This is a genomic window from Dyella subtropica, from assembly GCF_026283965.1.
Taxonomy (GTDB): domain Bacteria; phylum Pseudomonadota; class Gammaproteobacteria; order Xanthomonadales; family Rhodanobacteraceae; genus Dyella_D; species Dyella_D subtropica.
The window spans coordinates 194027-207888 of the sequence record NZ_JAPDPD010000002.1 but is presented as its reverse complement, the minus strand read 5'-3'; the positions used below and the strand labels follow the sequence as shown (position 1 = coordinate 207888).

Below are 13862 nucleotides of genomic sequence, written 5' to 3'. Positions count from 1 at the left end.
GCCTGCCCTGCCAGGGCTGCGTGGCGACGTTGAACAGGATCGGACATCGCCCTTTCATGGTTTCGCCCTTGCTCCGCCCTGCCGCTGGTTCAACAATACGCAGATGAATGATCTGTCCCACTACCCTCATCTGGCGACCATCGAGACGCCGGCCGACCTGCGCCGCGTGCCCGACGATCAGCTACCCGCCGTCGCCGACGAGCTGCGCCGCTATCTGATCGAAGCCGTCGCCAGCTCTGGCGGCCACTTCGGCGCGGGCCTGGGTGTAGTGGAACTGACCGTGGCGCTGCATCACGTGTTCGACACGCCCACTGACCGTCTGGTCTGGGACGTCGGGCACCAGTGCTACCCGCACAAGATTCTTACCGGCCGCCGCGACCGCATCACCAGCATCAAGAAGAAGGACGGCCTGGCGCCGTTCCCGCGCCGCGAGGAAAGCGAGTACGACACCTTCGGCGTCGGCCACTCCTCCACCTCGATTTCGGCCGCGCTGGGCATGGCCATCGCCGCGCAGCGTAGAGGCGACAACCGCAAGGTGGTCGCGGTGATCGGTGACGGCGCGATGACCGCCGGCATGGCGTTCGAAGCGTTGAACCATGGCGGCGACGTCGAGCCGAACATGCTGGTGGTGTTCAACGACAACGGCATGTCGATCAGCGAGAACGTCGGCGCACTGACCAAGATGATGGCCCGCGCCATGGCCAGCCACACGCTCAATGTGTGGCGCGAGCGCGCCAAGCGGGCGATCCCGAAGCAGTCGTTCTTCGGCCGCTTCTTCAAGCGCTGGGAAGAGCATGCCAAGGGCATGTTCGTGCCGAGCACGCTGTTCGAGGAGCTGGGCTTCCACTACACCGGCCCGATCGACGGCCACAACATCCACCAGCTGCTCGCCGCGCTGCGCACGGTGAAGGGCTTACCCGGCCCACAGCTGCTGCACGTCATCACCACCAAGGGCAAGGGCTACGCACCAGCCGAACAGGCACAGATCGAGTACCACGCCGTCGGCCCGTTCGACCCGGAAGCCGGCCTGGTGAAGAAGGCCGGCCCGGCCAAGCCGAGCTACACCGACATCTTCGGCGACTGGCTGTGCGATCAAGCCGCCGCCGACGAACGCTTGCTTGCCATCACGCCCGCGATGCGCGAAGGCTCGGGCCTGGTGCGCTTCTCCAAGGAATACCCGCAACGCTACTTCGATGTGGCGATCGCCGAGCAGCACGCCGTGACGCTGGCCGCGGGCATGGCCTGCGAGGGCGCCAAGCCGGTGGTGGCGATCTACTCCACCTTTCTGCAGCGCGCCTACGACCAGGCCATCCACGACGTGGCGCTGCAGAACCTGGACGTCACCTTCGCCATCGACCGCGCTGGCGTGGTCGGCCCGGACGGCGCGACGCACTCAGGCAGTTTCGATCTGAGCTTCCTGCGCTGTTTGCCGAACATGGTGATCATGGCGCCGGCCGATGAGAACGAATGCCGCACCATGCTCAGCACCGGCTTCGCCTATAACGGCCCTGCCGCCGTGCGTTATCCACGCGGCACAGGCCCCGGTGCGCCGCTGCGCAAGGAACTGGCGACGTTCCCGATCGGTAAAGCGGAACTACGCCGCCGCGGTCGCCGCCTCGCCCTATTGAGCTTCGGCGCCATGCTGGCACCAGCCGCCGAGATCGCCGCCGAAATGGACGCAACGCTGGTCAACATGCGTTTCGTGAAGCCGCTGGACGAGGCGATGATCCTCGAACTGGCGAAGACGCACGAAGCCTTCGTCACGCTGGAAGACAACGCCGTCGCCGGTGGTGCCGGCTCCGGTGTCGCCGAATCCCTGGCCGCGCATGGCGTGACCTTGCCCATCCTTCACCTCGGCCTTCCAGACGTCTATCTGGAACACGGCAGTCGCGAGGAAGTGCTGACCATGGCGGGGCTCGATCTGCCAAGCATTCGTAACGCGATCCGCGCGCGGTTTCCGCAACTGGCATCTATCGCCACCGGCTGACGCTGCCCTGTAGGAGCGCACCCTGTGCGCGATGCTTTTGGCGGAACGTATCTACGAGCACCCATCGCGCACAGGGTGCGCTCCTACAAGAATGAAAGGCCGCCCCGGAATTCGGGGCGGCCTTGCTGTTTTATTTCAGCCCATTCGCCATCGCCTTCATCAGCGTGCCGCTGGCGTCATCGCCACTGAACTCCCACGAGAAAGCCCCGCCCAGCGACTGCGACTTCACGTAAGTCATCTTGCGCTGGATGTTGGCCGGATCGTCGAAGCTCCAGAAGGTGGTGCCGTTGAAGATCCAGTGGGCACCGGCGGTGGTGTCGTCATAGGCCGGATAGCCCAAGGTACTCAGCACTTTGTAATCCTCGATGCCGGCCTCGTAGGTGCCGGGCGCGGCGGTGGTGCTGGCCTGGAACAGACCGTGATTGACGTTGGGCACGTTGGTCCAGCCGCGGCCGTAGAAGCCGATACCAAGGTTGATCTTGGCCGCGGGCATGCCCGCCGCGATCAATGCCTGGATGGCGTCGTTGGTGTTGTACTTCGCCGCATCGCCGGTCGAGGGATCGCCGAACGGTGCGTACAACGCGGAGTGGAAATTGGTCGGGCTTTCCCACGCACCGTGGAAGTCGTAAGTCATCAGGTTCACGAAGTCGATGTACTGCGCGTACTGATTCGGCTGCGTGACACGGATCTTGTCGACACCCGCACCGCCCGCAATGGTCAGCAGCAGGCCCGGACGCACCGCATCCAGCTGGCGCCGGAACTCGGCAAGCAGCGCGGTGAAGTTGGCCGTGTCGGCGCTGGTGCCGCAGGTCAGACCGCAAGCCGCCGGATACTCCCAATCGATGTCGATGCCATCGAACACACCGGCCGCCGCACCCGGACCACCGGCACTGTCGGTCACCGGCAGGTTGCCCTTGATATAGGCGTCGATGCAGGAAGCCACGAAGGACTGGCGATTGGCGGCTGTCGCCGCACTGGCGAAACCGCGCGACCAGGTCCAGCCGCCCAGCGAGATGATGACCTTCAGGCCCGGGTACTTGGCCTTGAGTTCCTTCAACTGGTTCCAGTTGCCGCGTAGCGGCTGGTTCCAGACGTCGGCCACGCCACTCACACTGCTGGAGGCGTCGTACGACTTGGTGTAATCCGCATAGGCATCGCCGCCCACGCCAGTGTTCGGATCGGATGCCTGCGTCACGCCCACTTCGCAGATGTTGTTGCGCACATTGCCGAATGCGTAGTTGATGTGCGTGAGTACCGCGGCGGAACCGCTGGTGTCGATGTTCTTCACCTGATAGTTGCGGCCATAGATACCCCACTGCGTGAAGTAACCGAGCACGCGCTTGCCACCGCCACCACCGCCGCTGGCGGCTGTCTTCACACTGATCGCTGTGCTCTGCGCCGACGCGTTGCCGGCGTTGTCGCGCGCACGCACGGTGTAGCTGTAGCTGGTGTTGGCGGTGAGACCGGTGTCGGTGTAGCTGGTGGCGCTGGTCGAGCCGACCAGGGTGCCGCCGCGATACACGTCATAGCCCGCCATGCCACTGCCGCCGGCTTCGTCGGTCGAAGCGGTCCACGACAACGAGATGGTGGTCGCCGTTTGCGAGGTGGAAGCGAGGCCCGTGGGCACGCTCGGTGGCGTCGTGTCGCCGCCACCACTGGCATTCACCGTGATGCTCGCCGTCGCCGAGGTGCCGGTGAGGCCACCGTTATCCGTGGCCACGGCTTTCAACGTGTAGCTGCCCGCTGGCACGTTGCTCCAGGTCACCGAGTAAGGCGATGCCGTCGCCACACCCAACGAGGTCGAGCCGTTGAAGAATTCCACCTTGGTGACCGTGCCGTCGCTGTCGGCGGCCGTAGCGGTCAGCGCGATGTTCGCGCCAGCGGTAAACGTGGCGCCATTGGCCGGTGCGGTGAGCGTGGCTGTCGGCGGTTGGTTGGGGCCGGCGCCGCACTGCCCAAGGTCCTGATACCAGCCACAGCTAGGGCAGTAATCGGGTGCCGCGTTCCATATCTGGGTGAGCGCCTGATACAGGTGGTTGTTGTAAACCATGCGGTCACCCGCGTTGTAGATCGTTGCGGCATTCCAGGCCGCCACACCGGTACAGGTAGCGCTCTGCGCCTGAGCCGATCCGCCCCACAGGACTGCAGGCACCACGGCCAGCAGCAATAGCATTCTCAATAGGATGCGCATGACATGACTCCAGTGATCGAATGAGACTTCGAACCGCCGGATGACGCGACGCAGTCGCTGGATACACCTGCACCATGCAACCCGGATCTGGATCGCATGGTTCGAACATCCCTGCCCTACCGCCCGGCTCCGGTCCCCACCGGTACGGCCTGCCGAGCCCTCCCCCAACGATGTGACGCCCTTCCCCAGCTCCCGCCAGCGCTTCCCCCGGCGCCAGCCGCGTCACTTGACTCTCGATTGACAACGTTGTCAATCAGACGTTTTGAAGGCTGCGCGCACGAACACATTCAGGGCACCGTGGCCCCCCGGCATCCGTGAATTGGATCGAGAGAAGAACGATCAGCCGGGAAAGATCAGACCGGGGTGGCGGCCACCGCTGACGCGGTCGCGGCCTTCCAGATCCTGCGCAGTGCTGGCGTCGAGATAGCCCGCCGTTATCAGCAGTGCGCGCACTGCCGGCCCCTGATCCCAGCCATGCTCCATCAGCAGCCAGCCGCCCGGTTCCAGGTATCCCGGCGCCGTACTCACAATGTGGCGGATGGCATCAAGACCGTCGTCGCCGGAGGCCAATGCACCGGCCGGCTCGAAACGCAGATCGCCCCGGGCCAGGTGTGGATCGCCGGCTTCGATATAGGGTGGGTTGGAAACAATCACGGCAAAGCGCTCGCCAGACAACGGTGTCATCCAGTTCCCCTCTAGGAACCTTACGTTGCCAATACCGAGCCGGTGCGCGTTGCCGCGCGCCACCTGCAAAGCCTCGGTGCTGACGTCGACCGCGCTCACCTGCGCCTGGGGCCGCTCATGCGCAATGGCCAGGGCGATGGCACCGCTACCGGTGCCCAGATCGGCCACCTTGAGCCGCTGGCCGACCGGCAGGTGCTGCAACGCCAACTCGACCAGCAATTCGGTTTCCGGCCGCGGAATCAGCGTGGCCGGCGTCACGTGCAGATCCAGCGACCAGAAGCCGCGATGACCGGTGATGTAGGCCACCGGCTCGCCCGCTGCGCGGCGCGCGACCAGCGCTTCGAAGCTGGCGACGATATCGGCATCGAGACTGTCGGTGTCGTGGGCAATCAGCCAGCTGCGCGGCTTCTCCAACACATGCAGCAACAGCGCCTCGGCATCGACACGTTCACCGAGGCGCTGCGTGGCAGCGGCCAACAAGCCACGAACATCAGACATCGCGAGAAGGCTCCACAGCCGTTTGTGGTGGCAGTTCCGGCGGCGCACTCGGCTTCGCTTCGCGCTTGCGCCAGTAGCCGCCTTGGGTCCACGCCTCGAAGCCCCAGCGCAGCCAACCGATCAGGGCATTCGCCAGCCACAGCGCCCAAACCAGCATGGCGATCTTGTAAACCCATAGCGACACGCTGAACACACCTGCGCGCGGCAACACATCCATCGCCTGATCGGCGAACCAGCGCAACTGCCATGCGGTGGAGCCGTTGCCTGCGACATGCATGTCAGGCAAGCCAAGCAACCCCTTCGGCACCGCCGAGATCAACACCGCCAGCGCCACCAGCGTAAATCCGGCCAGACCGGCCTGCAGCACATTGAAGCCGGTGTTACCGAGACGCGCCGAGGGCATAAGCCGCGCACGCAGACCCAGCAGGATCAGCCACGTCACCACCAGCGCATACGCACTCCATGCAAAGGCCGAGAAGCCCAGCCCCAGCAACAGCCAATGATGGAAGCGCAGCGGCGTCGGTGCGAAGCGTGCCAGCAGCAACGCGGCAAGCAGCAGCACGACCAGTTGCGACCAGTACAACACCGCGGGACCCGCAGTCGGTCCCCAGGTCCACAGCACCCAGCGATCTTCCGGCAGGTTCAGATCGAGCGCGATGTTGGCCGCAGGCGCCTGCAGCGCGAGTACCGAAGTGCGCGTCCCCATGGACACGCCATGCGGCTCGCGCAGACGCAGTTCGAAGCGATGCTGCCCGGGCAACATCGGCAGACCGAGCTTGCCGTCGCGCACGGCCAGACTCAGGGTCTCTCCATCGCGCGCGGCACCCAACAACTCGACACCGGCAGGCAAGGAAATCGCGTGCTCACCGCCACGCGTGCTGCGTGCGAGCAAGCTCAGCGTGGTTTCGGTGGCACGATCGCCGACCGCACTACTTACCTGCACGCCATCGAAAGCCAGGCTGTCGCCCTCCGCCGCCTTGGGTTGACTCAAGCTCAGCTTCAAGGTTTCGCCGGGCAGCGGCTGGAACAGCTGTCCGCCGTCGTTCTGTGTCACAGGCACGCCGCTGCTGTCCACATGCCAGGTTGGCGCAGCCTGCAGCTGCCATTGCTCGGCCCGTTCGCCGAGGGCCGGAGCCTTCAACTCCAGCGTGTCGGCGCGGTCGAGGCGGCTGGTCCAGCTGACTTGCTGTTGCCCGGCGTTGAAAGTCACGCCGATGCGGCCGTCATGCACACGAGCGTCGTCGCCAAGAGGATGTTCGCCGGGCAACAAAGGCAGGTCGAGACTGAAACCGCCGTCGTGTGGCGCGAGTCGCTCCACCGTGTTTTCCACCGTCCAGTCCACACCGAGCACCAGCACGCGAATCACTCGCACATACGGCGGGAACGCTTGCGTGCTGGTGGCCACGTCCTTGCCGTCCGCGCCGGCGCGAACGCGATGCAAGGCGAGGCTGTCGCCCAGCGCACGCCCTTCATCGACACCATCGAGCGCCCAACCCTGCCCGCTGAAAGCGACGCGTTGAGCGCGCAGCGTAAAGCGCAGGCTGGCCGTGTCGGCTGCTTCGATGCGATAGCGCAGTGCCACGTGATGCACACCGCGATCCAGCCGCACCATCGACTGCTCACCGCGCTGCGCCACCGGCGCATCGGCATGGCCATCCACACTCGCGCTAAGCAACTGCAGGGCTGCATCCGGGCGTGGCAGCGGCACGGCCACTGGCGCGCCGGCATGAATCTCTATGTCCAGCTCAACCTGCTCGCCATTCGCTTGCAGCGTCGCGGACGCAACCACCGCGCAATCCGGCACACACTTGGGCGCTTCGGTAAGTCTTCCCCGCAGCTGCTGCAGCAGCGTGTCGCTGGGTAGTGACTGCGCCTGTGCCACGTGTGGCAGCAGCGCGAACAACAACAGCGCCGCGCCAGCACGAGCAAACGGCCAGCTGCGCCATGCACCACCCGGCTGTGGGAATAAGCGCAACACAATCTTGCCGAGCAAGGCCACCAGCAGACCAAGCATCAACACACGCAGCACACGCACCAGCCACGCGGGCGCGATCACCAGTCGCGTGAACTGCTCCGCCGTGATTGGACCGGACCAGCCAAGCCGATAGTTGTTGCCGACATCCCAGGAAGGTTCGCCGCGGCCCGCCTGGATCACGCTATGGCTGTCCGCTTCATGGGCGAAGCGGTTGCTGGGCGGCAACGCGGCTGCGGTAACGGTGACGCTTTGCAGCTGTGGTGAACGGTTGGCGTCACTACTAGCGCTATCGATATCTGCCGGTGGCGCAGGCGGTGCGGGGGACGGCGCCATTGTCGCGATGATCTTTGGCGGCGGCTGCTTGGCAAGCTCGGAAATCGGATTGGTCGAGGCCTCCTCAACAGCTGGCGTCGGTGCGTTGGCGCCGGCCGTCTCTGCCGCTTCCATCGACTTCTTTGCTTGGCGCTGTCGCAGACCGCCGACGACGTCAACTTGCATCGCGCCAATCTCCCGACCTTCCAACTGCGGATGCAAGGCATAGTCCATCTGCGTCGCAGCGAACGGCAGCGACCACAACACGGCCAGTGCAAGCAGACCACCGGCACCGATCCGCGCACCAAGACGCAACCGCCCCTCCGGCAACGCACGCGCCAGCAGACCCAACGCCAACGCCATACCCAGCGTCCAGCGCGGCGCACCGAGTTCGTGTTGCGACAAAGCGAGAAAACCAACAGCAAGCAACGCCCACGGCCAGCCCAGCAAACGGCCGGCGAGCAGCGCAATCAAGGCCACCACAAAGAGATCGAGCAGACTCCAGCGCGCGATCCACGAATCCGGCGAGCGATCCGCACCGCTGGCGCCGATCAGGCGATAGCCATAAGGAAGATGCAAGGTGGCATCGATGCCTTCCAATGGCATTTGCCATCCGCCGCTCGGCAAGCGCCCGCCATGGGTGGGAAGACGCAGGCCCGCTTGCAGATCCAGCTCCGACTCGCGCAGTTCCACACCGCTGCGACCATCGCCGGCTGTGGTGACTAGCAGCGGCGTATCGCCTTGCGCCGCGCGCTGCAGTAACCACGGCGCCGTGACGTCCAGACGCTGGCGCTGCCGCAGCGTGCCGCTCAGATGATCGCTGACGTTGAGGCCGGCACCGTCGAAATCCAGCCAGATCTGACGCTGTACCTGCACCTGATCGCCTTGCCCGCCTTCACCGCCGCGCGTGCCCTGCTCGATAGCCAGGCCATCGTTGTCGTCCAGTGCGAAGGCCGGCAATGCCTGCCAGTCGGAAGGTACGCCCACCTGAGCGGCGTCCGTCGCGCGTCCTTGCACACGCGTGCTGCGGAAACCAGGCGCGTCGGCATAGCTCCAGATTTCCTGGCGCGGCCAAGGTTCGGCCGGCAGCTTGAGGGCGACTTGCTGCAAGGTATCGGTGCTGCGCGACGCCAGATTCAAGGTCCACTGTCCGGGGCGCAGCTGAATGCGCAACTGTCCGTCGCTTTCCAGGCGCGCCGGCAGATCGCTGCTCAGCGACGTCGCCACAAAACCCTTCGGCAAGGCCGGCCCGAGCAGCTGTTCGCGCGCGCTGCCGGTAACGTTCAACTGCAATCGCGTTTCCAACGTGGCCGGCTGGCCATCCTCCAGGCGGCGATACACCCGCAGCGACAAGGCATCGGCGGCGCGCTGCGCGGCAGCCGCTTCACCCAACGTCAGTTGTTCGCCGTTGCGCTCTACGCGGCTGACGGCGGCACCATCAAGGCTCAGCGAAACCAGGCCGATGGTATTCGGCACACGCACACGCGCCGGCCGTGTCTCCCAAGGCAGCACGCCATGCAGGGCGTAATCGCCGGGCTCTAGCCACAACATGGGTTGCCCGTTGCGATGAAGCACAGTCAGTTGCTTGCCGCCCGCAGTGACCTGCTGCGGCCAGCTACGCTCGTCCCCGGGCAGACTCACCCAGCTGGGGGCATCGACATGCACGTCCAGACCGAAACGGCCACCATCCTTTCCGGCGTCCAGTGTCAGCCGGCCGGGCCAAATGCATTGATAGCTGCCGGCGTTCGGCCCCTGATTGGCGAAGAAGGGACAGGCATGTTGCGGCACGTCGTGCAGCACCCAGTCCTTCCAATCGCGCAGTGGCGGCGGCACGTCCTGCGCCCATAACGGTGTGGCGGCAAGCAACAGACCGAACAACCATCCCCATCGACGCATACCTGTCTCCCCGTAGCCATCTGTGGCCGCCATGCAGTGTAGGTGGAATCGGCGGGTTCTAGAAAAAGGCACTGCTGGGTGATGCAACGGGGTATGAAGGCGAATGGGGTTGAAAAGAGCTTTGAGGTTGGAAAGGTTTGCTCAAGGGCTTACCCCTCCCCAACCCTCCCCTGCAAGCAAGGGAGGGGGCACGGTGTCGCAAGCTTTTAGCTCCTCCCCTTGCTTGCGACGCGAAGCTAGTCCCGTGGGACAGGGGGAGGCTGGGAGGAGGGTAAGCCCTTGCGACAACGCCACACAGGCGAAGCACAAAAAAAGCCGGGCGGTTCGCACCGCCCGGCTCTCATCACAACAGCTTATGCAATCAGCGCAGGATCGCAGCCGAGCCCTGCTTGGCTTTGAGCGCGGAGCACAGCAAGGTCGACTCGCTGGTCTGAGCCAGACCACGCTCCGCGCCGGTCACGTCTTTGGCGTGCGTTTTGAAGAACGCCTGCAGACGATCGGCTTCCGCCTGCGAGCAGCCGCCACCACCCATCAGGCTTGGCAGACGGCCGCCGGAGAAGCTGCCGGTACGCGCCACGATCTTGTCGTAGTTCGCCACCGACCACTTCCACACCGCGTCACGACCGGCCTGGGTATCGCGGTTGCCCATCAGCAGTGCGGCCATCTCACCCACCTTCACCTGCTTGTCCAGCGAGAGGTTGCGCACTTGCTCGGCCAATGCCTGATCCTCGGTCTCCGACAGGCCGGCCAGGATCGCGTTGCGCTGCGCCGGATCGCTGGTCTTGGGCAACTCGGCGGTCAGCGCGTCGACGGCGGCCTTCCCACGCTCCTGCACCGCCACACCGAGCGCGGCGCCGAGCAGGTTGGAGTCGGCGGCGGCGAAGTTGAGGCGGCCATCGGCGTTCGGCTTGAGTACGGCATCGCCCTGCTTGAGCAGTTCGGCACGGACCTCCGGCAGTTTCACATCCGTGCCCAGGAAGCCGGCCAAGGTGGCGCGCTGCAGAGAATCGCCATCGGGCTCACCTTCCTTACGGTGATAACCCAGCTGCTGCAGGCTTGGCAGATACGACGACTTCGCCCAAGCCACCAGCTTCGCGCGCTGCGCATCGTTGTCGGCGAGGTGGTGGTAGATCCAGTTGAACGTGCCCAGCGGCGCGGTCGACACTTCGCGGGTTTTGGAACCGGTGAGCGGCTTCAACGCGGCAAGCGCGGTGCTGGCATCGACATCGCCACGCTTGAACGACGCGTTGATCGCGTCGGCGTAGGCCAACTGCTCGGCATCGTCGAGCTTGCCGATCTGCTTGCCGAGATTGCCCAGGTCGGCCTTCTCCATGCTGAAGCGGTAGTAGCCGCTGCCATTGGCATTCGGCATCACCCAGCTCTGTGCGGTAGCGCCCGGCAGCACCATGGTGCCCTGCGCCTTGTTCAACAGTTCGCAGCTGACCTTGCTGCCGTCGGCGGTGCCATAACGCACGCATACCGGCACGCCCCACAGATGGTTCGCGTCACCGGTGCTGCCGATCGGCAGGTAGCGGCTCTGGCTCAGATGCAGCACGGTCTTGCCGCCTTCCTGCACCAGCTTGGTCTGCAGGTAGGGAACGCCCGGCTGATTGAGGAAGCTCTTGAAGGCCTCCTTGAAGTCGGCGCCCTTGTCGGCGGCCTTGGCGATGGAATCGACCAGGTCATCCGCGGTGGCGTTGCCGAACTTGTGATCCTGGATGTACGCGCGCATGCCCTTCTGGAACACCGGCTCGGTCACGTAGCCTTCGAACATGCCCAGCACGGCCGCACCCTTCTGATAGGTGATGCCGTCGAACGCCGTTTCGATGTCGCCGTTGCCGGTGATCGGCTGGCGGATCTTGCGCGTGGTGACCAGGCTGTCGCCGTTCATCGCGCCCTGCGCACCGCGCACGCGATCGAGATCGGCGCGGTATTCCGGGTGCACCTTCTGCGTCACCTTCTGCTGCATCCAGGTGGCAAATGCTTCGTTGAGCCACAGGTCGTCCCACCAGCCCATGGTCACGGTATCGCCGGTCCACTGGTGGGCCAACTCATGCGCGGTGACGTTGAACGAGCCGCGCACGTACTGCGCCGCGGAATCCTTGTCGAGCAGCAACAGCCAATCGCGGAAGGTGACCAGGCCCGGGTTCTCCATAGCACCGGCGGAGAAGTCCGGCGCGGCGAGCAGGTCGAGCTTGCCGAACGGATAGCCGAAGCCGTAGTAGTCCTCGAGCGTCTTGATGATGGTCGGCGTCTCGCTCAGCACGTGCTGCATGCGATGGCCTTCGCCCTTGGCGGCGATGCCGCGCAGCTCGGTGGCCTGTGCGCGGTATTCCGAGGCCGGGATGGTCGGTCCATTCACCACATCCCACGGACCCACGCCGAACGCGACCAGGTAGGTCGGCAGCGGCTGCGTGGTGTCGAAGGTCAGCGTCTTCCAGCCAGCACCGGCCTTTTCTTCCTTCACCTGCTTGGTGTTGGCGATGCCGACTTCATCGCTGGGGATGGTCAGCGTGAGGTCGAACGGCGTCTTGAACGACGGCTCGTCGAAGCCGGGGAACGCGAAGCGCGCGCTGATCGGCTCCATCTGCGTCATCGCATACGGCTGGCCTTCGTGGCTGACCTTGTACAGACCCTGCAGCTGCTGGTTGAGCGGCGCCGTGTAGTCGATCGCCACGCTCAGTTCCTGCGGCTGCAGCGTGCCACCGAAATCGATGCGCACCACGCCTTCCTTCGGCGCCACATCCTCGTACTTGCCGGCGTGCACCTTGCCCTTGGCGTCGGTGACGGTCACCTTCGACACCTTCAGCTCGCGACCGTGCAGCCAGATGTGATCAGAGGCCTGGGTCAGCTTCAGCTTGATGGTGGTGGTGCCGGAGAAGTCCTGCTGCTTCGGGTCCACCTTGAAAGCCAGCTGGTAGGACTCGGGCATCGCCCAGCGCGGCAGCTTGCCTTGCGGCTGATCGGAGGCGGGGGTGACAGCCAGGGCTGCACTGCAGCAAGCGGCAAGCGCGGTAAGCACGAGCGGACGGACGAGACGACGCATGAAAAGTTCCCCGGGGGACAAATAGAGCAGCCAACCTAGGCGGAGCCGTGACATTGGTCACAGTGCCAGAAGGCATACAGGGCTCGCCGCCTCCTGTTGTCGCAGACAAAAAAACGGTGGCGAAGCGGGCTTCGCCACCGTTGGGAATACCGCGCGCCGGCGGGGGGAGGGGCAATGGCGCGCGGTTCGTGCAATCAGGTGTCAGACGAGGAGGCTACGCCGCGCCACAAGATTGCTCCAATTGATTGTTATCATCGGAATCATAGATAGTAACTATCAATTGTGCCTGGACGCCCGCTATGAATCTGCGCGACCTGCAATACCTGGTGGCCCTGGCTGAGCACCGCCACTTCGGCAGGGCGGCCGAAGCCAGCTTCGTCAGCCAGCCCACCCTTTCGACCCAAATCAAGAAGCTGGAAGACGAGCTGGGCGTGCCCTTGGTGGAACGCACGCCGCGCAAAGTACTGCTCACCGAAACCGGCCGCGAGATCGCTCGCCGCGCACGCGGAGTGCTGGCCGAGATCGACGAGATCAAGGCGATCGCCCAACGCACCCGCGACCCGGAATCGGGCACGCTACGCCTGGGCATTTTCCCCACCCTCGGCCCCTACCTGTTGCCGCATCTGGTGCCGCTGGTGCGTCAGCGGTTTCCACGACTGGAGCTGCTGTTGGTCGAAGAGAAAACCGAACAGGTCATCAGGATGCTGCGTGAGGGTTCGCTGGATGTCGGCGTGCTCGCCCTGCCTCTGCACGAAGACAGCCTGCACGCCGAGTTCCTGTTCGAGGAGCCTTTCGTGCTGGCCGTGCCGGAGGCTCACCCGCTCGCGCGCAAGAAAAGCCGGCTGAAGCTCAGCGACCTCGTGGACGAAAGCCTGTTGCTGCTGGAAGACGGCCACTGCATGCGCGACCAGGCGCTGGAAGTCTGCCATCTGGCCGGCGCCGGGGAGCGATCCGGCTTTCGCGCCACCAGCCTGGAAACGCTACGGCAGATGGTGGCGGCCAATGTCGGTATCACTTTGCTGCCGACACTGGCGATCAAGCCGCCGGTATCGCGCACCGACAACGTGCACTTGATCGAATTCGCCGGCCACGCGCCCAGCCGCCGCATTGCGCTGGTGTGGCGCAAGAGTTCGTCGATGGGCAACTTCCTCAAGCGCTTCGCCGAGGTGATCCGCAGCATGCCGGCCGACCTGCTGCACCCGGACATCGCGGAGCCGAAACCCGCAACGCGCCAGCGCACGACGACCTGATTCGGCAGACAGGCGCTGCGAAA

5 protein-coding genes and 2 pseudogenes are annotated in these 13862 nt (G+C 64.9%); 2 read left to right on the top strand and 5 right to left on the bottom strand.

The window, feature by feature from the left end:
- The first annotated feature begins 103 nt into the window (after positions 1-103).
- Complete coding sequence (dxs, locus tag OUZ45_RS03375) at positions 104-1987, top strand: 1-deoxy-D-xylulose-5-phosphate synthase (protein ID WP_266168502.1); 1884 nt, start codon at positions 104-106, stop codon at positions 1985-1987.
- Positions 1988-2117: 130 nt separating this feature from the next.
- Here the strand turns inward: dxs and OUZ45_RS20810 are convergent.
- The 5 genes and pseudogenes from OUZ45_RS20810 to OUZ45_RS03355 form a co-directional block, all read right to left on the bottom strand.
- A pseudogene (locus tag OUZ45_RS20810) lies at positions 2118-3329 on the bottom strand (glycoside hydrolase family 18 protein); the annotation flags it as partial.
- 99 nt (positions 3330-3428) lie between these two features.
- Positions 3429-4037, bottom strand: a pseudogene (locus OUZ45_RS20805) (Ig-like domain-containing protein); the annotation flags it as partial.
- Between the two features lie 480 nt (positions 4038-4517).
- Complete coding sequence (gene prmC / locus OUZ45_RS03365) at positions 4518-5360, bottom strand: peptide chain release factor N(5)-glutamine methyltransferase (RefSeq protein WP_266168500.1); 843 nt, start codon at positions 5358-5360, stop codon at positions 4518-4520.
- Positions 5353-9543, bottom strand: a complete 4191-nt coding sequence (locus OUZ45_RS03360) for a hypothetical protein (protein WP_266168499.1) — start codon at positions 9541-9543, stop codon at positions 5353-5355. Before OUZ45_RS03360 ends, prmC begins: the two co-directional genes overlap by 8 nt.
- A gap of 361 nt (positions 9544-9904) precedes the next feature.
- Positions 9905-12589, bottom strand: a complete 2685-nt coding sequence (locus OUZ45_RS03355; protein ID WP_266168498.1) for a M1 family metallopeptidase — start codon at positions 12587-12589, stop codon at positions 9905-9907.
- Positions 12590-12888: 299 nt separating this feature from the next.
- On the opposite strand from OUZ45_RS03355, the gene oxyR reads away from it, so the two are divergent.
- Positions 12889-13839: a DNA-binding transcriptional regulator OxyR gene (oxyR, locus tag OUZ45_RS03350; RefSeq protein WP_266168497.1), complete on the top strand. Its 951-nt coding sequence runs from the start codon at positions 12889-12891 to the stop codon at positions 13837-13839.
- Positions 13840-13862: the final 23 nt, after the last annotated feature.